General features: G+C 40.9%; 18 protein-coding genes. 16 read left to right on the top strand and 2 right to left on the bottom strand.

The window, feature by feature from the left end; genetic code table 11:
- Position 1: 1 nt before the first annotated feature.
- A complete protein-coding gene (locus F886_RS04330) occupies positions 2 to 3,637 on the bottom strand; it encodes an exodeoxyribonuclease V subunit gamma (protein WP_005301891.1) in 3,636 nt (1,211 codons plus the stop codon).
- A 169-nt stretch (positions 3,638 to 3,806) separates the two neighbouring features.
- Here F886_RS04330 and F886_RS04325 point away from each other — a divergent pair, with 169 nt between their 5' ends.
- On the top strand, positions 3,807 to 4,313 hold the full coding sequence (locus F886_RS04325) for a hypothetical protein (protein ID WP_005301888.1): 507 nt from the start codon (positions 3,807 to 3,809) through the stop codon (positions 4,311 to 4,313).
- 22 nt (positions 4,314 to 4,335) lie between these two features.
- Here F886_RS04325 and F886_RS04320 read toward each other — a convergent pair whose 3' ends face one another.
- The gene (locus F886_RS04320; protein ID WP_005301884.1) at positions 4,336 to 5,754 is read right to left on the bottom strand and encodes a polyphosphate:AMP phosphotransferase; all 1,419 of its coding nucleotides are present in this window, start codon (positions 5,752 to 5,754) and stop codon (positions 4,336 to 4,338) included.
- A gap of 209 nt (positions 5,755 to 5,963) precedes the next feature.
- On the opposite strand from F886_RS04320, the gene F886_RS04315 reads away from it, so the two are divergent.
- The 15 genes from F886_RS04315 (at position 5,964) to F886_RS04245 (ending at position 22,368) form a co-directional block, all read left to right on the top strand.
- Positions 5,964 to 6,671, top strand: coding sequence for a DUF8198 family protein (locus F886_RS04315; protein WP_005301881.1), 708 nt, complete (start codon positions 5,964 to 5,966; stop codon positions 6,669 to 6,671).
- 147 nt (positions 6,672 to 6,818) lie between these two features.
- Positions 6,819 to 7,766 carry a bifunctional demethylmenaquinone methyltransferase/2-methoxy-6-polyprenyl-1,4-benzoquinol methylase UbiE gene (ubiE, locus tag F886_RS04310; protein WP_005301878.1) on the top strand — a complete coding sequence of 316 codons (948 nt, stop codon included), beginning with the start codon at positions 6,819 to 6,821 and terminating at the stop codon, positions 7,764 to 7,766.
- Between the two features lie 11 nt (positions 7,767 to 7,777).
- A complete protein-coding gene (locus F886_RS04305) occupies positions 7,778 to 8,446 on the top strand; it encodes a ubiquinone biosynthesis accessory factor UbiJ (RefSeq protein WP_005301875.1) in 669 nt (222 codons plus the stop codon).
- Positions 8,447 to 8,458: 12 nt separating this feature from the next.
- Positions 8,459 to 10,078 (top strand): ABC1 kinase family protein, encoded by a 1,620-nt coding sequence (locus F886_RS04300; protein ID WP_005301871.1) that lies wholly within the window; start codon positions 8,459 to 8,461, stop codon positions 10,076 to 10,078.
- A gap of 124 nt (positions 10,079 to 10,202) precedes the next feature.
- Positions 10,203 to 11,504, top strand: coding sequence for an FAD-dependent oxidoreductase (locus F886_RS04295; protein WP_005301867.1), 1,302 nt, complete (start codon positions 10,203 to 10,205; stop codon positions 11,502 to 11,504).
- A 38-nt stretch (positions 11,505 to 11,542) separates the two neighbouring features.
- Positions 11,543 to 11,929, top strand: coding sequence for a VOC family protein (locus F886_RS04290; protein ID WP_005301864.1), 387 nt, complete (start codon positions 11,543 to 11,545; stop codon positions 11,927 to 11,929).
- A gap of 174 nt (positions 11,930 to 12,103) precedes the next feature.
- A complete protein-coding gene (hisIE, locus tag F886_RS04285) occupies positions 12,104 to 12,877 on the top strand; it encodes a bifunctional phosphoribosyl-AMP cyclohydrolase/phosphoribosyl-ATP diphosphatase HisIE (RefSeq protein WP_005301863.1) in 774 nt (257 codons plus the stop codon).
- Between the two features lie 9 nt (positions 12,878 to 12,886).
- The gene (locus F886_RS04280) at positions 12,887 to 14,389 is read left to right on the top strand and encodes a UvrD-helicase domain-containing protein (protein WP_005301860.1); all 1,503 of its coding nucleotides are present in this window, start codon (positions 12,887 to 12,889) and stop codon (positions 14,387 to 14,389) included.
- Between the two features lie 23 nt (positions 14,390 to 14,412).
- Positions 14,413 to 15,804, top strand: a complete 1,392-nt coding sequence (locus tag F886_RS04275) for an AAA family ATPase (protein WP_005301857.1) — start codon at positions 14,413 to 14,415, stop codon at positions 15,802 to 15,804.
- Between the two features lie 316 nt (positions 15,805 to 16,120).
- Positions 16,121 to 18,973 (top strand): monovalent cation/H+ antiporter subunit A, encoded by a 2,853-nt coding sequence (locus F886_RS04270; RefSeq protein WP_034590839.1) that lies wholly within the window; start codon positions 16,121 to 16,123, stop codon positions 18,971 to 18,973.
- On the top strand, positions 18,970 to 19,338 hold the full coding sequence (locus tag F886_RS04265; protein ID WP_003654595.1) for a Na+/H+ antiporter subunit C: 369 nt from the start codon (positions 18,970 to 18,972) through the stop codon (positions 19,336 to 19,338). The genes F886_RS04270 and F886_RS04265 overlap by 4 nt, the downstream gene beginning before the upstream one ends.
- Positions 19,338 to 21,149 carry a monovalent cation/H+ antiporter subunit D gene (locus F886_RS04260; RefSeq protein WP_005301850.1) on the top strand — a complete coding sequence of 604 codons (1,812 nt, stop codon included), beginning with the start codon at positions 19,338 to 19,340 and terminating at the stop codon, positions 21,147 to 21,149. Before F886_RS04265 ends, F886_RS04260 begins: the two co-directional genes overlap by 1 nt.
- A 2-nt stretch (positions 21,150 to 21,151) precedes the next feature.
- Positions 21,152 to 21,679 carry a Na+/H+ antiporter subunit E gene (locus tag F886_RS04255; protein ID WP_005301847.1) on the top strand — a complete coding sequence of 176 codons (528 nt, stop codon included), beginning with the start codon at positions 21,152 to 21,154 and terminating at the stop codon, positions 21,677 to 21,679.
- Positions 21,676 to 21,951 carry a monovalent cation/H+ antiporter subunit F gene (locus tag F886_RS04250; protein WP_005301843.1) on the top strand — a complete coding sequence of 92 codons (276 nt, stop codon included), beginning with the start codon at positions 21,676 to 21,678 and terminating at the stop codon, positions 21,949 to 21,951. The genes F886_RS04255 and F886_RS04250 overlap by 4 nt, the downstream gene beginning before the upstream one ends.
- A gap of 12 nt (positions 21,952 to 21,963) precedes the next feature.
- Complete coding sequence (locus F886_RS04245) at positions 21,964 to 22,368, top strand: Na+/H+ antiporter subunit G (RefSeq protein ID WP_005301841.1); 405 nt, start codon at positions 21,964 to 21,966, stop codon at positions 22,366 to 22,368.
- The last annotated feature ends 6 nt before the right edge of the window (positions 22,369 to 22,374 follow it).

The following is a 22,374-nucleotide window of genomic DNA, read 5'->3' as shown; positions in this document are numbered from 1 at the left end:
CTTACTCCGAATGTTGAAATTGAAAAACCGGATGATACAGATCATACGCAAACTCATCACAAGCATGTTGAAGCAAAGCTTGCGCATCTTGTTCTTGTAAAATAAAGCTCCAGTCTCGATGCAACTTGCAAGCTTCATTTTGAGTCATATCCATTGTGGTAAATGACCCTGTTTCATTCCAGTATTTTAACAGCTCAGTGTAGCTCTTCTCATCCAGTTTTGCTTTTTCTGCCTGATTTGTTGTTTCCCACTGATATGCTTTGGCTTTTTCTAATGGTTTTAATAATAAGGCTGCTGGTAGAACCAAGGGTTGTTGCTGTGCATGACGCCAGATTTTAAACCATGGCTGTAAATATTGCCGAGCTTGCTCAGAACTAACCCCACTACAAATCACAGTTTGATCGCTAAAAACCACAATACGGCGTTTTTCAGCTCCTGCACTTCCCTCATTCAAATAAGCTAACCAAAGTAAGTGTTCCAACCAGACTTTCGCGCGTCTTTTTGCGCGGGCACTTGAAGGTTCCATACTGACCCAATCCTGAGTTTCAGACTTTGGAACCGTAATATTCATATGAAGCTGTTTAGCAATGCGCCAAACTCGCTGCGTGGTTTGTGTCACTGCGGGTGCATAATGGTGAAGGCGTTCAAGTAAACATTCTTGCTCAAACACACCTTGTTGCCATGCGCTATATTTGACTTTACCTACAGGCAACTGATCAATTAATACTTCAGGTTGTGCATGCTGTTCAGATTGCTGTAAAAAATGTCGAATCGCATAGCGCCCTAAACCATCTAATAATAACGGTTCATTTTGGTCGAGCACTTCGACACTTCCTAAGTTTTCTACCCCTAAAGTTTTCAAATATAACCGTGCAGGGAACGTCACATCCTGTATCCACTGCTGGCTATCTAAAGCCAACATATCAGGGGCTTGTAGCGGATAGGTCGTATTCGCCCAAGGTTGACGGTTTCCTGAGATTTGCTGAATTTGTGAAGCGACCTTAAACCAGTGATCTTGATAACGGATCACACTTTTTTCTACAGTAAAACCTTTCGGGTCGAAGGGCTGTAAGTCATGTAAGTGATAGAGTTGTTTTAACTGTGATGGAATCTCAATTCCTTCCACAACTACATTTTCAGGTACATCGTCTTCAGCTTTCACAATCAAGGCAAGGTGTTCACGGAACTCTTGAAGAATACTAGATGGTTCTCGCACCTCACCATCATTCACATCAAAACCGTTATAAAACAGCCATAAATTGTCTTGGGCTAATAATAATGCATCTAAAAAAGCACCTTGATCATCTTCAAGCCGAGAGCGGTCACCTAACTGTTGACGCAGTGCATCCATTAAATCAAATGGCACATGGGTATCACGGTTTGGAAATTGCCCTGCATCCAGATTTAGCATGACTATTAAACGATAAGGTAACGGCCGAATATGTCCAATTTGGGCAAAGGTAATTTGTCCTGTCGGTTCAGCTTGCGCACTTTGACTTTCTAATGTCCGTTGAATTTCTTCAATAATATAAGGTAGAGGTAAGGTGATTTTCCGCAAAGCTCCTGTTTCTGTCTCGGCGTAATAGCTTGCGAGCGTCAACATTCGCTCTTGTTTTTTAACAATTTCCCGAACAGCTTTTAAAGCAGCAACACCGACCTGCTCAAATTCAACAATATCTTTGCTTAGCACCTGAAGCCAATATTCAACCGTGTAGACTTTCCCCTGTTCATGTAAAGTCAGCCAATCACGGCGCTCATTCAAATCTTGATAAATCTGAATGAGTGTACCAATCAGCTCGAAATCACCCGGTTGAACTTTGGCATAACTCAACACCTGATTAAATGTCGCATGCACAGGCACGGCAATACCAAGAGCCAATCGCTCTAAGGCAAATTTAAAGCTATATCGATAATCATCATCACCGTCACACAAACTTCGCTTGAGATGTTCTGCATCAAGCCCTCGTTTAAAGCCTGCATCGGCGAGTAAATTTAAAATTCGCTCAACCTGAACATATTCAAGTTCATAACGTTGCTGAGTCGCATGTAAGCTTAACCAGTCAGCAAAATCATCAAAGCTAAAACGTCCCTGCATCAGTTGAATACGCCCAATCACGGCGCGCCATGCATTCAGTGCATCAAGTGATGCAACACCTGCAATTTTCACAGGCAAATGCACACCTTGCTCTGTGGCCGTAGCAGGAAATACACTTCGAATTAAAGGCTCTATGTCGGCTAAATTAGGAATTAAAACTAAAATATCGTTTGGACGGCGCGGCTGCTCATGCGGTTTAGCCAACCAACAGATTAATTGCTCTTTTAATACTTCAAGTTGACGTAGCGTCGAATGACAAACATGAATCTGAATAGAGTCATCATCGGAAGCAAGCTCATATTGCTTAGCTTGCGGCTCCACTAAATGCAAAATATCTGACTGAACCTTACCAAGTAAACTTTCTGGAAAATCATCCACAAAAGCATCAACCCACTTACCTTCTTCGCCCGTAGACAAATTCGATAATAGTGAAAAGTGGTCGCGGGCTTGTTTACCCAGTCTGGTTAAAAGCGGATGTCTGGACTCACGCGCTTCAGCATTAAAATTGAGTGTAAATTTATTAAAGAAATCGCTAATTTCAGCATCAGTAGCCTTTGGATTTTTTGCAATAAAACGCTCTTTTACCCCTAGGTCATAACGCTGTTTCCACAGTGGATCGACACTATCGGCCCAATATTCTTGTGAAGGGTTATAGTGCAAAATCAAGACATCAATATATTGGCCTAAACGGCGCAAGAACTGTAACTGGCTTGGTGGTAAATCCAACAAAGTAAAGATCACCACTTGATTAGGTAATCTTGAAATAGCGCGCTTACTGCGGTCCGGATGATCTAACTCTTGCCAGAACAACGCATCAATTTGCTGCATCTGCACAAAATCATCATGAAAATGTTGCTGCCACAACCAACGCTGCCAGCGTTCTAACTCCTCAGTTTGGTGCAATGCAAAAGCAGTCACTTCTTCATCTTTTTGTACAATATATTTTTCAATATCGAGTGCTCGACCCTGCCCCCAAGCAGACAACCAGTTTTCAGGACAAGTGCAACTATTTTCACAACCACGCTGGCACTGTCCACGATAAATCATATAGTTGCTAAATAAATCAGCAACCTGCTCAGCGACCCAATACAACATTTTTTGTTTTTTTAATTGTTTATCTATGCCTTGTTCGAGTCGATCTGCACTGTCATAAATACGCTGAACAATAGAATGTAAAGGATGCGATGTGTCTATGCTCATCGTATCAGGTTGAATAAATTCGTGTAGAGCCTGATGCACTCGCCATTTAAAAATCAAACGGGGGATGTTGGCTTTACGGACCTGTTCTTTATGCGCAGTTAAAACTTGCTGGTAGGCATACCACTGAAAGCCGCGTACCCGTTGGTGAAACTGGTAATTGGCACTCATGCCTTGCTGTTCTGCAAGTTTTTGTATCAGCCACTGCTCGACTGCAGGACTTGGAACAATAAAATGTTGGGTTTTCAAAACCTGTAAAGGATGCGTTGAAGCTTGAGATGTAGACGCTAATACACCTTGCAACAACACATCAATACGTTGACTTTGAATAACATGGATCCCCATTTATTTCATTTCCTGCTTGCATAATTTATGCACAAAATCATAAACATTCATTACTATACAACTGAATCTGACTATGTCACGTTGGTTTAAACACAGCATAATTTAACTTCAGGTGTCACTTACACTTGGTTTGAATGACGCCATCAAGAAATTTATACAGGTAGACATTATGAAAATTGACAAGATTCCTGACTATATTGATCCTAGCCTAAATCTGGAACAAATTCGCGATGAGTGCCATGATCTCATCAAAAAAAGAGCTTACGTCTCAGCAGGAGCGGCAATTGTACCGATTCCTTTTTTTGACGTGGTGATAGATTTGGGAATTTTGTCGTACCTGATTCCAGATATCAATTCCCGTTTCGGTTTAGCCCCTGAACACGTAAGTGTCTATGACCCAAAAACTAAAACAATTCACTGGGATGAGCTACGTAAACGTGGTTTTGAATTTTCAGGCTTTGTAGTGGCACGCACGACCGTTAAAAAAACATTTAACGGCTTCTTTGGCAAAATCGTAACGAAACAAGTGACTAAATTTATACCACTAGGCGGACAAATTGTAGCAGCTAGTTTAGGCTATTTCATGATGAAAAAAATAGCAGAAACGCATCTTACTGACAGTTATAATCTTGCAAAACGTATTCAGCAAAAAAGCCGAACCACCATTGTAAATTAATCTATGCCTTATGGCTGAGAGCTTAATCTGCTCTCAGCTGTTTTAAAACCGCCCTTAATACTTCCAGACGTGCCGTATATTTATCATCAGTTGCAACAATATACCAAGGTGCGTAATCTGTACTGGTTCGCTCAAACATATCTGCTGCCGCTTTTAAATAATCATCCCATTTATCACGATTACGCCAATCTTCTGCGGTAATTTTAAAACGTTTATGCGGTGTCTCTTCTCTGGCCTTAAAGCGCTGCTCTTGCTCATCTTTGCTAATCGCAAGCCAAATTTTTACCACAATCGTTTGACTATCAAATAAATCTCTTTCAAAACGATTAATTTCGTCATAGGCACGCTGCCACTCTAAAGGTGAAGCAAAACCTTCAACACGTTCAACAAGTACGCGCCCATACCATGTCCGATCAAAGATTGTGATTTTCTCGGCTTCATTAATGCGGTTCCAAAAGCGCCATAAGTAAGGGTGTCGTGCTTCAAAGCGTTCAGGTGCTCCAATACAGTGAATATCATATTCACGCGGGTCTAGGTTTTTAACAATTCGCTTAATTGCACCACCTTTACCTGCAGCATCCATCCCCTCAAAAGCAATGACGACATTACGTTTATCGAAACGCATGGCATCAGCAATTTTTTTGCTTAATTTATCGAGCTCTTTTTTATATTCAGCTTTTTCAAGTGGTTCATTAGAAGGTTTTAATAAACTTTCTGGAATTTTGGCCTGCTGCCATTTTCCTTTAACTTCGGTTTCATGATCAGGAAGTTGGCGCATGTGTTGTAAAAGGTACTGAGCAAAAAACTGATCACGCTGCTTTTCATCTTCGCCATCAATAATGTACCAGTCGTCAGTAAAACGACGGCGTAACTTTTGCAAAGTGTCGTATTGTTTTTTATTACGCCAATCTAGACCGTGAAGCTTATGCCAGTGTTGCTCAGACGGGTCAATTTTGTCTAAACGTTTTTGTAGTGATTTCCATGAAAGATCGAACCAGACTTTAACCACATCGACATAGTTATTTTTTAAATCTTGCTCAAATGCCCGCATATTTTCAACATAAGCATCAAAGCGTGCTTCATCTAAAGGTTCAGATACATGCGTTGCTGTTACGAGCAAATCGCTATACCAATTGCCAAACATCACCACAATTTGGCCTTCGGTAGGAATAAACTCCGAATAAGATTGCCAAAATGCTTCTGTATCTGTCAGTACACGTGGCGCATCTGCTTTGACTCGCAAATATCTAGGGTCTAACCACTCACGAAGCTGCTTAACCGCTTCCCCTTTACCTGCCAGCTCAATACCACTCATTAAAATGAGTGTGCTTTTAGCGTTGGGTTTTCCCCGACTTTCTTTTAACGCATATTGTGCTTCAATCAAGTCAACTGAAAGCAGTTCTTCATCTCGAATTTCAAATTTTGGTTGTTGTTCACTCATAGTCTACGGCTCTAATATTTTATTGTTTAATTTCGATGATCTTTAACTTATGCGGTTAAATGATGAATTGCTATACAAATTATGTCATTGCGACAAAAATCTGTCTAAGAATTGACGCATGAATCATTTTTTTTACATCTTCTCGCCATAGTACAAGGTTACAATGCCTCTTATGATTTTTTGCAAATAGCCCAATATTAGAGCCTTAAATGTCTAAACTCGCTGCTTTTGATGATCTTTTACAACAATATAAAACATTTAATTATCACGACAATCCAGTGCTTGCCCAACGTTTGCAAGATGTACAAACATGGCTAAAAGAGCGGATGAAAGATACGCATCACGACTTTTTTAATCTGCCTGAACATAAACTCATGTCAGAGTACTTTTTAAATCGTTTATATGGTGGTCCAGAGTTTGATGCTCTGGCAGCTCAAATTGAACGCTTATTGAAATATGCTCATAAAGCCGAAAAAGTATTGCCTGAAAATGCAATTAAAACTGGTACTAAATCGGTAAGTTTAGCTGTGCTTGCAACTCAACTTGATGAACAAGTAGCGATGCAGCTTCTTGAGGACTATCCAGCAGATACAGTACTCACTGATGAGATTATGCGTTTAACCTTAATCAAACTTGATCAGGCAGAAGCTCGTTATCAGCAGCTTGCTCTTCTTGATGATTTAGGAGCCGCACTCGATAAATACATGCGCTCATTTATGATGTTTACGGCCTTTAAAATGTGTAAAGGTATTGCCCAGAAATATCACTTCGAATTGATGTATGATTTTATCCAAGATGGTTTTAGTGCGATGAAACCGTTAAAATCAGCCGAGAACTTTATCAGGACTTTTACTGAAAAAGAACGCCAAATTATTGAAAATGTACATTCAGGGCATCCGAATCCGTTTAGAGTGTGATAAGGTCGGCACAGAGAAAAAATCAACCTTACGAAGTTGAGATTTTATTCATTATATTTGCATGATGATGCCTGTAAAAATAGACAAAATCTGTCATCATGCAGAACTTATTCCGTTTCACTTGAGTTTGAGTCTAGGAGAGACAATATGTCTAACGAAAACCAAAAGCCAACATCTCCAACTGAGCAGGCACAAAGTTCAGACAAAGTTAGCCCATTCCTAAGCTCACCTTTACCGTCAGGTACCCCTCAAGGGCAACAACAATCTTTACAACAAACCTTAACCGACACACCGGTTAATGGTTCTGTACCGAAATATAATTTACCTCGTGGTGCTGGCAATACTGGCAACGTTGGTGAAACCACGCACTTCGGTTACTCAACAGTTAGAACTGAAGATAAAGCTCAAAAAGTTGCAGAAGTATTCCACTCGGTTGCAAGCAAATATGACTTGATGAATGACTTAATGTCATTTGGTATTCACCGCCTATGGAAACGCTTCGCAATTAACATGTCTGGCGTACGCCGTGGTCAACACGTATTAGATATTGCTGGTGGTACAGGCGACTTAGCAAAAGTATTTAGCCGTGAAGTTGGTCCTCAAGGTCATGTCGTTCTTTCAGACATTAACGAATCTATGCTTAATGTTGGTCGCGACCGCCTAATTGACGCAGGCTGTACCAATGTTGACTTCGTACTTGCCAATGCAGAAACTTTAGAGCCTTTTGCAGATAACAGCTTTGACTTACTCACCATTAGCTTTGGTTTACGTAACGTGACAGATAAAGATGCAGCGCTTGCTTCTATGTTCCGTGTGTTAAAGCCAGGTGGTCGTTTACTTATTCTTGAGTTTTCTAAGCCTGTATTTGAGCCATTCTCAAAACTTTATGACCTCTATTCATTCACTGCTTTACCGATTATGGGTAAATTGGTTGCGAATGACTCAGAAAGTTATAAATATTTGGCTGAATCAATTCGTATGCATCCAGACCAACGCACCTTAAAAGGTATGATGGAAAATGCTGGCTTCCAGAACTGTGACTATCACAATCTTACTGCTGGTATCGTTGCCGTTCACCGTGGCTTCAAACTGTAAGGGATAACGATATGTGGTCGATTCTGGCACTCGGTGCAGTCGAACGTATCATTCATCATCTGATCGACCTGGATGCGGTTACACGCATTCAGCTTAATCAGTTACAGGGCAAAATGTTGCGTGTTGTGATTGATAGTCCGCAGCTTTCTGTCGATGTATTCTTTGACCAAGAAAAAGTACGTCTTGAACCTACTGCAACAGGGCACAGTGAAAAGCCTTCTATTTTTGAACAACGCCCTTTTGATGCGCAATTCAAAATTTCTGAAGCAACAGCAACTTTGCATGTTAAAGATGTCGTCGAACTGATTAAATTATTGGTCAGCGATCCAGATCAGATTGGCAATATCCCATTGCAAGGTGATTACCATCTGCTACAGGATATTCAAAAGATTATGCAGCAAGCTGAACCAGATTTAGCTGCACATTTATCAAGATGGGTAGGTCCTCAACTCGCCCACGAAATTGGCAAGATTCAACTTGCACCTAAACATTTAAAACGCTCCCTTCAAAGTCATCTATTTTTTGCAGAAGACGCATTAAAAGAAGACAGCGGTCTATTTGCCCCTCGTTGGGAAATGGATGATTTAACTCAAGCAACTCGCAAGCTTAATCAAGACATTGACCGTCTAGAAGCAAGATTGCAGCAACTCAACACACAACTACAACCCTCTCAAGACTAGGTAAGACTGTATATGATTCCGCACGTTTCACGTTTACTCGAACTTTGGCGTATTGCAGCGCACTATAGACTCGATACGTTGTTCCCTGCGGATGAATTACCAGTTAAAGCTCAACGTGCATTAAGTGTTATTAAAATGCACCCAGCTGCATGGTCTAGTCGCGAACGTAAAAATCCTTTAAAGCTCAAAGAAGCTTTGGAAGAGATGGGGCCGCTTGCAATTAAGCTTGGACAATTACTGTCAACTCGACGTGATTTGATTCCACCTGAAATACTCGCTCAATTGGTCTTACTTCAAGATCAGGTCAAACCTTTTGATAGCAATGTTGCCAAACAACGTATTCAAGAATCATTAAAAGCTGACGTAAATACCTTGTTTGCACGATTTGATGACCAGCCATTAGCAGCTGCTTCAATTGCACAGGTTCATACTGCTGCTTTGCACGACGGTCGAGAAGTTGTTGTTAAAGTGACTCGCCCCGACATTCGCAACCAAATTTTGCAAGACTTTGAAATTTTGGCATGGTTAGGCAACACACTAGAAAGTCGCCTTGAAGCTGCTCGTGCCTTACATCTCTCTGAAATTATTCAAGACTACCGCCAGATTATCTTAAATGAGCTGGACTTAAGTATCGAAGCAGACAACACCCGTCGTATGCGCCATTATTTTACTGGCTCAACCATGATGTATGTGCCTGAAGTCTACATGGACACCAAAGATGTCATGGTAGCAGAGCGCATTACAGGTGTTCCTATTTCAGATACGGCAACCTTTGACCGTCTGGGTATGGACCGTGCACAACTTGCAGAAAAAGGATTAACCATTTTCTTTACTCAAGTATTCCGCGATAACTTTTTCCATGCCGACATGCACCCCGGCAATGTCTTTGTAGAAACAATTAACCCAAGCAATCCACGCTTTATTGCACTCGACTGTGCAATTATGGGTGAATTATCTAAGCATGACCAGATGACTATTGCCCGCATGTTGCTTGCTGTAATGAACAGCAACTTTATGCAGCTCATTCAAATTGTGCATCAAGCGGGTTGGATTCCACCGGGTACAGACCAAGATGCGCTATCGCGTGAAATGCGTCGCACCGTTGGTCCAATGGTGTCTAAACCAATGGATCAACTTGATTTTGCTGGTATCTTGATTCAAGTGATGGATATTGCACGTCGCTTCCATTTAGAGATTCCACCCCAACTCATGTTGTTGCTAAAGACTTTAGTGCATGTCGAAGGCCTAGGTACCGATCTTTACCCGCAGCTCGACATCTGGAAATTGGCAAAACCAATTTTGACTGAATGGGTCAAAGCCAACATGAACCCAGTCAAAAATATAAGAGAGTTAGGACAGCAATTACCTGACCTGCTTTTAGGTGCTCAAGATTTCCCAAGCTTAATTGTTGATAGTTTAAATGGTTTAAAAAATCAGTCTGCTTGGCAAGACCGTCAGTTACGCGAAATGCAGCAACTTCGTTTACAAATGGAACATCAACAACGTCGCAGTTGGATGTTCGGTAGTAGCATGCTGATTTTACTCACCATCGCGATTATTAGTCCTTGGTTTGTTTCTATTATTTTAATTGTGCTAAGCAGTTTATTAGCGCTTTGGCGCATATTGAAATAAGTTCTAAATCCCTTGCCCGCGCAAGGGATTTTTTTATGTGAAAACTTTAATTTTCAAAAAAATTATAGATCAGCTATTCGTTGATTGCTAAATTGAATCTATAAATGCATCAAAAGAACAAACAATGAAAACACCTCATTTTGCCATTATCGGTGCAGGTACCGCAGGTTTAGCCACTGCAATTTTGCTCGCCCGTGAAGGTAATGACGTTACTATTTTTGAACAAGTTGATGAGTTATCTCCAGTAGGTGCAGGTTTATTACTACAACCAGCGGGCTTAGCAGTATTTGAACATTTAGGTGTGCTCAATAAAGCTCTGCCATTAGGTGCAAAAGTAACGGGGTTAGAGGGGCAACTTCCCAACAAGCGTCTTTTAGTCAACAGCCACTATCATGAAGCATCTACAAATCTCTATGGTTTAGGTATACACCGAGCCACTTTATGTCATGTACTCACCCAAAAACTTAGTGAATATTCGAGCCAAATTACTTGGCATATGAACCATTCTGTTGAGAGCTTTGAAGAACATAACAATGAAGTTCAGCTATTCGGCAGTCATCAAAACCAAAAATTTGACGCTTGCTTTGATGCCGCCCTTATTGCCAATGGTGCTCGTAGCCAGTTACGCCCCAAAGCATGGGTAAAGGTTGACAAAGCCTACCCTTGGGGTGCTGCATGGAGTATCGTACCTGAGTGCCAAGTACTCGATTCTGAAATTCTGCATCAATTTTATGATCGCTCAAAGATTATGATGGGAATTCTTCCTACAGGAGTAGTTCCAACAGAACCTCAACAGCGCCTTTCGAGTATCTTCTGGAGCTTACCTACCCCACAATTACAAAGCTTTCTGCAAGATGAGCAAGCTAAACAAACTTGGTTAAAACAAGTCTCAGAGCGATGGCCCAAAGTTGCAGAATGGCTAAAAGAGATTTTATACGACAGCCAAATTCAGCCTAAATGGCTATCTGCAAATTACCGTGATGTCGTCATGACTCAATTTGGTCAAGGCAGAATTGGAGTGATTGGCGATGCCGCTCACGCAATGAGCCCACAGTTGGGGCAAGGCGCAAATATGGCATTATTGGATGCTTGGGCTTTTTCTCAATCATTGCAACATGCTCAAAAGAATCAAAAGATTGATTGGCCCCTACTCTGGCAGCACTACCACCAGCTTCGCCGCTCATCCACCCAGTTTTATCAATTTCTTAGTCGCTTATTAACACCACTTTATCAATCTGAACATTGGTGGGCTGGAGGCTTAAGAGATTTAGTTTTCCCTTGGATGTATCAAATCCCCTATTTTCGAAAAGAAATGGCAATCACAATTTCAGGTTTAAAGACTGGTCCATTTCAGCAAATTGATTATGATCGAGTGGCTCAATTACCTAAAGAAAGCCGTGCTTTCAATTTAAAAAGCGAATCTTAGTCTGACTATTAACCCAACTAAATGATAGTGAATAACACATGAAAATCAGCCATCTTGATCATCTTGTTTTAACCGTCTCAAATATTGAAACCACCTGTAATTTCTATCAAACTGTATTAGGGTTTGAGGTCATCACTTTTAAAGGTGATAGAAAGGCTCTACAGTTCGGAAATCAAAAAATAAATTTACACCAGCAAGGTAATGAGTTTGAACCTAAGGCATTACAGCCAACTCCTGGATCTGCCGACCTGTGTTTTATTTCAGAAACTCCCATTTCCGAAGTGATTGCGCACCTTAATCAATTAAATATTACAATTGAAGAAGGCCCCGTTGAACGTACGGGTGCAATGCACCCTATTCTTTCAGTTTATATTCGCGATCCAGATCAAAATTTGATTGAGATTTCAAATATCCTCACGTCTTAGCCACTTGAATAAGATACTGACTGGTAAGCGTTACAAGATGTTTGTTCCGCTGACAAAGACAAAAAGGACAAAGAATTTTTCCGCAAAGCGACGTTGATGCCGTACACTATACAAGCTATTTTTTAGCATCTGATTGAAATCAATTTATAGTTCATATTTCTTTGGTGATTCCTCATGAATAACACGCAATGGCTCGATGAAGTAAAATTTAACGAACAAGGTCTTATCCCTGCCATTGCTCAACATCATCAAACCGGACGTATTTTGATGGTGGCGTGGATGAACCGTGAAGCACTCGCGCTCACAGCAGAAAAAAATCAGGCTGTTTATTTCTCTCGCTCTCGCCAAAAACTTTGGCACAAGGGTGAAGAATCAGGCCACTTTCAAACAGTTTATGAAATTCGTCTGGACTGTGACGGCGACGTAATTATTCTACAAATTGAACAACACGGTGGTATTGCATGCCATACGGGTCGTGAGTCTTGTTTCTATCGTAAACTCACACCACAGGGTTGGGAAATTGTCGATGCACAATTAAAAGATCCTACTGCAATTTATGGTGATAAAGCTAAAACTGAAAGCCACGATCATGCTCACACCACTGAACAAGTCGATGTACTTGCTCACTTAGGGCAATTGATGCAAGAGCGCAAGCAAGCTGAAGCTGATACTTCATATGTTGCAAGCCTCTACAAAAAAGGCATCAATAAAATCTTAGAAAAAGTGGGTGAAGAAAGTGTAGAAGCAATTATTGCTGCTAAAGATTTTGCTGCACAGGATTCAGAAGCTCACTTAAACGATCTCGTTTATGAAACAGCAGATTTGTGGTTCCATACTATTGTGATGTTGGGTTATTTCGATCTTAATCCACAACTTATTATTGACGAATTAGCTCGTCGTCAGGGTTTATCTGGTTTAGTTGAAAAAGCTAACCGCAACAAGGTTTAAAATCACTCAGTGTCGAATATTGAAAAACCTAAAGCAACCTATGAGCAAGCAATTGCCATAGATAACGCACGTCTTGGGCAATCATTTAAAGTGATTGCCTATGCGGGCACAGGTAAAACCACCACTTTACAAATGATTAGCGATGCCATGCCTGAACGGCGTGGTATGTATCTAGCATTTAACAAAGCTATTGCTGGTGAAGCACAAAATAAATTTCATCGTAATGTAGACTGCCGTACTTTTCACTCGCTTGCTTTTCGTAGTGTGCCACGTGGTGTAACCGATAAATTACGCCTACCTCGCTTAAGTCCAAGCTTTATTGCTAAAGAATATCGACTAGAACCCATTACGCTGCGACGCATGATGGGCGGGCGTTACGAAAAATATGTCTTAATGCCAAGCCGTCTAGCGAGTCTTGTCGCAAATGCAGTGAGCTATTTCTGTTCAACAAGCTCTCAATATCCGGCACCTCGACATATTCAGGCGCCCAACTGGTTGCATCCAGACGATATTATCGAATTACAAAATCACCTTTACCCTGCTGTGGAACGACGTTGGTTAGAATCGATTGACCAAAACCATCAAGCTGGTATTGGGCATGACATTTATCTCAAACTTTGGGCATTGTCTGAGCCAAACATTCCTACTGACTACGTCTTGTTTGATGAAGCACAAGATGCTGACCCTCTAATGCTAGGCATTTTGCTTCGCCAAAAAAATACTCAAGTTATTTATGTCGGTGATGCGCATCAACAAATCTACGCTTGGCGTGGTGCAATTAATGCCATGCAACAATTGCCCTTGCCGGAATCTCGGTTAACCACTTCTTTTCGTTTTGGCGAAACGATTGCCGATGTGGCCAATGCACTGCTGGGCGGTTTAAATGAAACTGTTCCCTTACTTGGTAATCCAAACCAGAAATCAAGTGTAGTGAATAAACCGCATACCAAAATGCGTGATGCGATTTTATGCCGCACCAATGCTCGTGCAATGGAACTTTTATTAGCAGGCTTAGTTCACGGCGACAAAGTGAGTTTGCAGGCGGATCATCAAAAGCTAAACCGTTTTGTAGACGCCGCAAGTCTTTTAAAGCAAGGAAAACGAGTTACTGACGTTCCTGAATTGGCATGGTTTAACTCATGGCATGATGTACATGAGTACTGTGAAACCAATGAGGGAAGTGACATTAAACCATTGGTTAAACTGGTTGATGATCACGGCACTGACCCGCTAAAAAAAGCACTTGCAAAGATTACTCCACTTGAGCAAGCTGATTATGTCATCTCTACAGCTCATAAAGCGAAAGGGCTAGAATGGAATCGCGTTCATATTGAAGATGACTATCAATTTAAAATTAATGGCTTAGAACACAAGATTAGTGATGAAGAGTTAAGATTACTTTACGTTGCCTGTACTCGTGCTAAAGTAAGTCTAAATATCCATCATCTTTATGATCTGATACAACAATTAAAACTAAGGGCGCCTTTAAGTCTTCGTCAATCAGTTGGTTGAAGCGCTCATAATTAGGTGAGCCTATGCAACTTGAATCTATCCAATTTAAACATATTGCTCTGTTTCACGATCTTAAAATACAGTTTCAATATGAAAAACAGCCGATTACCCTAATTTTAGGTGAACAAGCAACGGGTAAAAGTATGTTACTCAAACATACTTACCATGCTCTAACTTGGTTCCCTGCCCGTTTTAAAGATTTACGTAGTCCCGGTATTGTTATGCCTGACCAAGACATTACTCAATCGCGTTTACAGTCAAAAATCGAAGTGACCCTTCAAGTTCCACCAGAAATTGGCTCTTTACCAGAAAGTACTTCTGCACAAGAGGTAGATTCTTCTCTGTGTAGCTGGAAACTTTTTAAAACCCTAAATTCAAGTGGCATTGGAATCAGCCAAGTTGAAACTCAACAACTTGACCAGACTATGGCCCTTTATCAACAAGTCATCAAAAAAGATCCATTACAAGGATTACCCTTAATCGCTTACTACCCAGCCGAGCGATTTGTAAATGATATTAATCTGCTCAATAAAAATTTACCTGGCATAACTCAAGCCATTTCAGCCTATGATATTAGTCCAGTTCCGTTCACCACCTTCACTCGTTTTTTTGAATGGTTACGTGAAATTAGTGATATCGAAAATGCTCAAGCTGCACATTTAGTACAACGCATTAAATCTAAGCAATTAGATCCACAAGATCAGACAGAACTATTAAGTGAACTTCAAAAAGAGTTATCTGGGCAGCCTAAACAGCTCACCGCACCTAACCTCTACGCTCTTAAAAATGCATTAAATATTGTTTTGCCTGAGCTCAAAGACTTATATTTACAATATCAGCCTAGGCTTCAACTTATGGCTGACTATGATGGCCAAACCCTACCTTTTCAGCAACTTTCCAACACCACAAAAACATGGATTGCTTTAGTCGGCGATATTGCCCGCAGGCTCTGTTTACTCAATCCGTTAAGCCTAAATCCTTGCCTTGAAGGTGAAGGAATTTTATTGATTGATCAAATTGACGCACAACTCGATGCACAGCATTGTTCAGAAATTTTAAACAAACTACATCAAGCATTTCCACGCTTACAAATTATTGCAACTGGAAGTCGTGAAGAGTTATTAGAACATGCCTCGGCTTATCAATGTTTAAAATTAGAGCATGGTAAAATTAGCCATCTTGATTTAAATACCACCAAACAACAGCTTGAACACATCTATACATTACTCCAAAGAAGTGAGTCATTAGTTCCACATATAGAAGCACAGCTTCCAAGCTTAGTAGACCCTACGCCCTCTCCAGCACAGGTTGATGTTTTATTTCAGCAAATTCAGGGTTTAAATGAACAACAAAAAAACGAATTGCTACGCATGATTCATGCAGGAGACACACCAGAAGAAAGTCCTTCTGTTTAAATTTTATAATCAATCGGCTCTCTTTTTATAATTAAAAAGCAGAGTCACAAAATATATGGTTAAGTCAGGTTTTTTAGCTTTAAAAATAACTAGATGTTGTTACTACATGTAATAACATCAGATTTTTACTGCTTTTTTAGTGTACAATAAATTTCATTTTGCGTTTTTATTCTTCAAGTTGCGCAATACAACTTGTTTCTCGCTTTATTTTCTAATTTGGTTGGGTTTTCAGAATAACAAAGTCTTGGAACTCTCTTTGAATTCCTATCTATTCTGAAATTAAAAATTCACCTTTAGGTTTCGGCCTAAATCACATATGGATACGAGTGTGCTACCGATAATTATCTTATTACCGTTAATATTAGGCACCACCCTTGTTTCATTGCTTCAACGGTTCTCGCGTGGAGTAACGGCTTTAGGGGCAATTGGAGTCAGTTTAACCAGTTTTGGCTTATTACTGACTCAAGCTAAAACTGTGCTTGGTGGTGCAAGCATTCAACAAAGCTGGGATTGGTTACCTCAATTAGGAATTAATCTAAGCTTCAGACTCGATGCTCTTGGTTTACTATTCTCTTTACTTATTACCGGTATCGGTACCCTCATTTATATATACGCCTATTACTATCTTGGCCCTAAAAATTCTTTAAGCAAACTTTATGCTTTACTCATGCTGTTTATGGCAGCAATGCTGGGTATTTCGCTCTCTAATAATCTTATTATTTTATTAGTCTTTTGGGAGCTCACCAGTATTTCATCTTTCTTGTTAGTGGGTTACTGGAGTCATTACGAAGCTGCGCAACGCGGCTCTCGAATGGCGCTCACCATTACAGGGATGGGCGGTTTGGCGTTATTGGGTGGATTTGTTCTATTAGGGCAAATCACCGGAACCTATGAAATTAGTGACATCACGGGCATGAAAGACGCTATTCAAGCCCATGCTCTATTTGTTCCAATGCTATTGCTTATTTTGCTTGGTGCATTTACGAAGAGTGCTCAGTTTCCATTTCATTTTTGGTTACCTAACGCAATGGCAGCGCCAACACCGGTGTCCGCTTACCTACACTCTGCGACCATGGTTAAAGCCGGGATTTTTCTACTTGCCCGCTTACTACCAATTTTTGTAGGCGCTGCGATCTATCACAATATCGTGACATTTATCGGCCTGTTTACACTTTGCATGGCCGCATGTTTTGCCATTTTTAAAGAAGATTTAAAAGGACTGTTAGCCTATTCAACGATTAGTCATTTAGGACTCATTGTTTGTTTACTTGGTATCGGTTCGCCTTTAGCAGTTGCTGCTGCTATTTTTCATATTATTAACCATGCAACATTTAAAGCTGCACTCTTTATGATTGCAGGGATCATTGACCATGAAACGGGTACACGTGATCTTCGAAAACTCAGTGGAATTTGGCAATTACTTCCTTTCACTGCCACATTAACCATGATTACCGCTGCCTCTATGGCAGGTGTACCGCTCACCAATGGCTTTATTTCTAAAGAGATGTTCTTTACCGAGCTATTGGCGAATCTTTCAGGTTCAGCAGTTATCTTTGCCAGCATCATTGCAACGCTTGCTGGTATTTTTGCAGTGAGTTATTCAATTCGCTTAGTACACGGCGTGTTTTTTGATGGTCCAATTGGTAAGCAAGTGCCAAATAAAGATGCACATGAACCGCCTATGGGCATGCGCGCACCAGCCCTTCTTCTTGCTGTGCTATGTATCTTGGTCGGTGTTTTACCTTCTTTGTTGGTAGAACCACTAGTAAATAGCGTAACCAGAGCAAGCTTGATGCAACCAGAGTTTGCAGGAACTCATCTTGCGATTTGGCACGGATTCAATGCTCCTCTTGTGATGAGTATTATTGCTTTAGTCGGCGGCTCACTGTTCTATTTTGCTTTGGCAAAAGATGGCATGATTCGTAAAATTGACCTTGACCCACGTCTTGGTAGATTACAAGGCCGCATTTTATTTGATTTATTTTTAAAACATCTGTTGCTTACAAGCCGAAAAATCAAACAAAAAACTGAAAATGGCTCACTGCAAAGTTACTTGTTCTTGATCATTGCTTTTAGCGTCATCATGGTCACTATGCCTCTACTTAATCAAGGACTCACTACAGGCACACGTGAACTTACCCATGCCCCATGGATTGCCATCGTTCTATGGCTAACCCTGTTCTCAGGTTGCTGGATGATGCTGTGGTTCCATCATGAGCGTATTAAAGCAGTCCTTATTAGTGGTGCAATTGGTTTAGTGGTAACAATGGTGTTTGTTACCATGTCAGCACCAGATTTAGCACTGACTCAAATTACCGTGGATGTTGTAACCACTGTTCTTCTATTAATGAGTTTATCTTTACTTCCACAGCTAACCCCGTATGAATCTCTTCGCTCTAGACGTTTAAGAGATGCTGCTTTAGCGATTATTGGAGGCTTAGGAATAGGCTGGATCGCGTGGCTCATTTTAACCCGTGATCATAATTCGATTTCATGGTTCTTTGCGCAGCAGTCTTTACCACTGGGTGGTGGCTCAAATATTGTAAATGTCATTTTAGTTGACTTCCGTGGTTTCGATACCTTTGGTGAAATTACGGTACTAGGCATTGCTGCTATTGGTTCACTTTGCCTCATGGATGGTATGCGTGTACATGGTACAACCATAACCCAAGGTCTCACCTACCGTTTTAATCCATCTCCACTCATGTTCCGTATTACAGCTTCTTGGGTATTACCATTGGCGCTTGTCGTGAGTGTTTATATCTTTATGCGAGGCCATAACTATCCAGGTGGTGGATTTATTGCAGGTCTAATCACCTCAATGGCGTTAATCATTCAATATATTGCGCTAGGTCAAGACCAGACAGAACAATTACTTAAAGCAAAATCAGGTCGTCTTTACGAAGTGTGGATTGGTTCAGGTTTAACTATTGCTGGGCTTACTGGTGTAGCTGCATGGTTCTGGTTACGCCCATTCCTAACTAGTGCGCACGTCTATGTTGAATTACCAATTTTAGGAAAACTACATTTGGCTTCGGCTGCGAGTTTTGACTTAGGGGTTTATATCACCGTGGTTGGTGCAACGATGTTGCTCATCTCGGTATTGGGAGACTCTCGCCACTCAAGTATGTCTGGTCCTGTAGTACCACATCGGGAGGAATCATCATGATCAGTTTAGAATTCTTATTGGCTTCTGCGATTGGTTTACTTGTTGCCACAGGTATTTATCTGATTTTACGTGCTCGTACTTTCCCTGTCGTGCTTGGATTAGCTGTAATTGGCTATGCTGTAAACCTATTTTTATTTGCGATGGGCCGATTACAAATTAGCTCACCCGCGATTTTAACCGAGACAACAAAAATAACCGATCCACTTCCTCAAGCACTGGTGTTAACAGCCATTGTGATCGGTTTTGCAACCACCGCTTTTATTGTACAACTGGCACTGCGTAGCCGTTATGAATCAGGTAGTGATCATGTTGATGCTAAAGAAGACATCTCTCCAACATACGACCCACGTGAGGATGAGCCGTAATGTTTGATTTTTTATCTTTCTGGCAAGAACATGCGCCGATTTTTAGCATTCTCATTCCGGCATTCACTGCTTTTATCTTATTACTGCTAGGCAACCCAGGTGCAGGTGCTTTAAAAGATGACTGGCGACAACCATGGCGTCGTGGCATTAGTCTTGTTTCTGCAATTGCTGGCTTAGTTACCGCAATTGTATATTTAAGCTTTGCAAGCACAGGCCAAATTACCACTTACCAGCTAAGTGAATGGTCAGCACCGTTTGGTATTGTGCTCGTATTAGATCGTCTTTCTGCTTTTATGCTGGTACTGACCTATGCATTAGTCGTTCCAGTTCTATGGTATGCAAGCGACAATTGGGATACCCGTGGTCGATATTTCCATGCCATGGTACATTTTTTATTAATGGGTATCTGCGGAGCATTTTTAACAGGCGATTTATTTAACCTTTTCGTCTTTTTTGAAATCTTGTTGATGGCTTCGTATGTTTTGCTTTTACATGGGCAAGGCAAACCACGTTTTCAGCTTGGTGTTCACTATGTCATTATCAATCTTCTAGCCTCTGCCCTATTCTTAATCGGCCTTGGTATGATTTATGGCAGTGTAGGTAGCCTCAACATGGCGGATGTTTCACGTCTTATTCCGACACTTGAAGCAGATCAACACAAATTAGCCGTAGCAGGTGCCCTACTTTTATTTGTAGTGTTTGGCATTAAAGCAGCGATGCTTCCTGTAGGTTTTTGGCTACCAAAAACTTATGCTGTTGCAAGTACACCGGTGGCTGCAATTTTCACCATTATGACCAAGGTCGGAATCTATTCGATTTTGCGTGTAAATGGAACCGTATTTGACGATGCACTTAGTCAAGAAATCTTAAAAAGCTGGTTACTTCCGATTGGTTTGATTACCTCACTATACGGTGTAATTGCAGCAATTGGAGCAGATCGTTTACGTCGCTTTGTCGGCTTTATGGTACTTTCCTCAATTGGTACATTGCTCACAGCAATTGCCATGTCAAATACACAAGCATGGTCTGGTGCTTTGTATTACTTAGTGCACAGTACGCTGATTGGCGCGGCTTTTTATCTATTTTGTGGATGGATAACTTCGCAACGTGGAGATTTTAAAGATCATTTAAAAGTTGCCCCAAGAATCAAACAAGAAAAAGCAGCGATGGTGACTTATTTCTTGATTGCCATGATGCTCGCGGGTTTACCACCTTTTAGTGGTTTTCTTGGAAAAGTATTTATTTTACAAGCGACAGTCGAAGCTAGCTACCAAGGTTGGATCATTGGTGTTGTTCTTGTTGTGAGCCTATTAAGTATTATTGCTCTAACGCGAGTTGGCTTTATCTTGTTCTGGCGAGCAACACCACCAGAGGAAGATCCAATTCATCCGGCTTATATTCTTTATCGAGCATTACCAGAACGAGCACCACCACGTAATGATCAAGTGATTTATGTGTTACTTGCCGGCTTAATCGCTTATGTCGTCTTTGCTGCACCTATTCAGCATTACACATTAAGTACTGCCCAGCAGATTCAAGACCATGCACTTTACCAACGCACTATTCTTAAAGTAGATAAAAATGGTGAAGCTATCAGCGTGCAACCATTTGACCCTGCTTACTTACCAGAAACTAAATATGGTGGTGAGGTTGAAGATCATAATGCTTACCTCGTTCCAGATATTATTTCGAAAGATACCTTCAATGGTGAACATATTTCGGAATATAAACTTCGACAAATTCAGCAACAGGACAAACTACAAACGCCTACCATTGTTGATGAAAGTCAATTGAAACCTATGGAGCCATAAAAATGCAGTTATCTCATTTGCTTGAACGCTGGTTTCCACATCCATTTGTTTCAGTTCTTATCATTTTATTTTGGCTGATGCTGTCACATAGTCTTGATGCTAGTGACATTCTGACGGCAGTACTGTTGGGTTTAATTATTCCTCGTTTAGTTAAACCGTTTATCACCCGTACACCGCATATTCACTGGAAACCAGCTATTAAATTATGCTTTGTGGTTCTTTGGGATATTGTCATTTCTAACTTTCGAGTGGCAAAACTCGTTTTAGGACCTACCAAAAATTTACATCCTAAATGGTATCGTGTGCCATTAGAAACGGAACATGAGCAGGTTAATACTTTACTGGCAATGATCATTACCACAACGCCGGGTACGGTTTCTGCAGGCATTGATCAGGAACGTGGAGATATTCTGGTTCATGCGTTGAGCACGGATAATACCGAATCTGATATTGAAGACATCAAACAACGTTATGAAATTCCACTTATGGAAATTTTTGATGTAAAAAGCAAAACGGAGGCAAGTGCATGACCATCCTACCCTATGCTCTAGGTATTAGCTCAATTGCCATTACAATCTCTATGCTACTTTGCCTCTTCAGATTGATCATAGGTCCATCAATTGTAGATCGGCTTTTAGCACTCGATACTCTCTTCTTAAATGCAACTTGCCTCATTGTTGTTTTAGGCATTTATTGGATGACGACGTCTTTATTTGAAGGAGCCCTACTGGTTGCGATGCTAGGTTTCGTATCTACAGCAGCCTTAGCACGTTACTTCACAACTGGTCACGTAATCGATTAAGGAGAGATCAAAATGCAGTTCGTAATGGAAATTATTGTTTCGGTCTTTCTGGTTTTTGGCGCTTTCTTTATGTTAGTCGGCTCGATTGGCATGGTGCGCTTGCCTGACTTATTCATGCGCTTACATGCACCCACAAAATCGAGTACGTTAGGATTAGGCAGTTTTTTGATTGCGTCCATGATCTTTTTTGCTTTTCAAGGCCGCTTTGGTTTTGCCGAGCTACTGATCACACTTTTAGCTTTTATTACCGCACCGGTTTCAGCAAATTTAATTGCTCAAGCTGCGCTACATTTACGTTTGCGCTCATTGAGTGGAGAAGTTCCTGAGTCAATTGAACGCCCCTTGCCGTGGGACCGTTATAAAATTGGACAGCGTTTCTCGCAAAATAAGCCGCCTATGGACCCTCCTAAAGACTAGGAAAAA

The sequence above is a fragment of the Acinetobacter sp. NIPH 542 genome (assembly GCF_000369825.1).
Taxonomy (GTDB): domain Bacteria; phylum Pseudomonadota; class Gammaproteobacteria; order Pseudomonadales; family Moraxellaceae; genus Acinetobacter; species Acinetobacter oleivorans.
The sequence above is the reverse complement of the archived record's forward strand: the minus strand, read 5'-3'. Positions and strand labels throughout refer to the sequence as shown.

Excerpts from the sequence above, each read along its gene's own strand:
- F886_RS04270 (WP_034590839.1), top strand. The coding sequence starts at position 16,121 with ATGGATACGAGTGTGCTACCGATAATTATCTTATTACCGTTAATATTA.
- F886_RS04320 (WP_005301884.1), bottom strand. The coding sequence starts at position 5,754 with ATGAGTGAACAACAACCAAAATTTGAAATTCGAGATGAAGAACTGCTT.
- F886_RS04300 (WP_005301871.1), top strand. The coding sequence starts at position 8,459 with ATGATTCCGCACGTTTCACGTTTACTCGAACTTTGGCGTATTGCAGCG.
- F886_RS04305 (WP_005301875.1), top strand. The coding sequence starts at position 7,778 with ATGTGGTCGATTCTGGCACTCGGTGCAGTCGAACGTATCATTCATCAT.
- F886_RS04255 (WP_005301847.1), top strand. The coding sequence starts at position 21,152 with ATGCAGTTATCTCATTTGCTTGAACGCTGGTTTCCACATCCATTTGTT.
- ubiE (WP_005301878.1), top strand. The coding sequence starts at position 6,819 with ATGTCTAACGAAAACCAAAAGCCAACATCTCCAACTGAGCAGGCACAA.
- F886_RS04260 (WP_005301850.1), top strand. The coding sequence starts at position 19,338 with ATGTTTGATTTTTTATCTTTCTGGCAAGAACATGCGCCGATTTTTAGC.
- F886_RS04250 (WP_005301843.1), top strand. The coding sequence starts at position 21,676 with ATGACCATCCTACCCTATGCTCTAGGTATTAGCTCAATTGCCATTACA.
- F886_RS04265 (WP_003654595.1), top strand. The coding sequence starts at position 18,970 with ATGATCAGTTTAGAATTCTTATTGGCTTCTGCGATTGGTTTACTTGTT.
- F886_RS04295 (WP_005301867.1), top strand. The coding sequence starts at position 10,203 with ATGAAAACACCTCATTTTGCCATTATCGGTGCAGGTACCGCAGGTTTA.
- F886_RS04290 (WP_005301864.1), top strand. The coding sequence starts at position 11,543 with ATGAAAATCAGCCATCTTGATCATCTTGTTTTAACCGTCTCAAATATT.
- F886_RS04245 (WP_005301841.1), top strand. The coding sequence starts at position 21,964 with ATGCAGTTCGTAATGGAAATTATTGTTTCGGTCTTTCTGGTTTTTGGC.
- F886_RS04325 (WP_005301888.1), top strand. The coding sequence starts at position 3,807 with ATGAAAATTGACAAGATTCCTGACTATATTGATCCTAGCCTAAATCTG.
- F886_RS04275 (WP_005301857.1), top strand. The coding sequence starts at position 14,413 with ATGCAACTTGAATCTATCCAATTTAAACATATTGCTCTGTTTCACGAT.
- F886_RS04330 (WP_005301891.1), bottom strand. The coding sequence starts at position 3,637 with ATGGGGATCCATGTTATTCAAAGTCAACGTATTGATGTGTTGTTGCAA.
- hisIE (WP_005301863.1), top strand. The coding sequence starts at position 12,104 with ATGAATAACACGCAATGGCTCGATGAAGTAAAATTTAACGAACAAGGT.
- F886_RS04315 (WP_005301881.1), top strand. The coding sequence starts at position 5,964 with ATGTCTAAACTCGCTGCTTTTGATGATCTTTTACAACAATATAAAACA.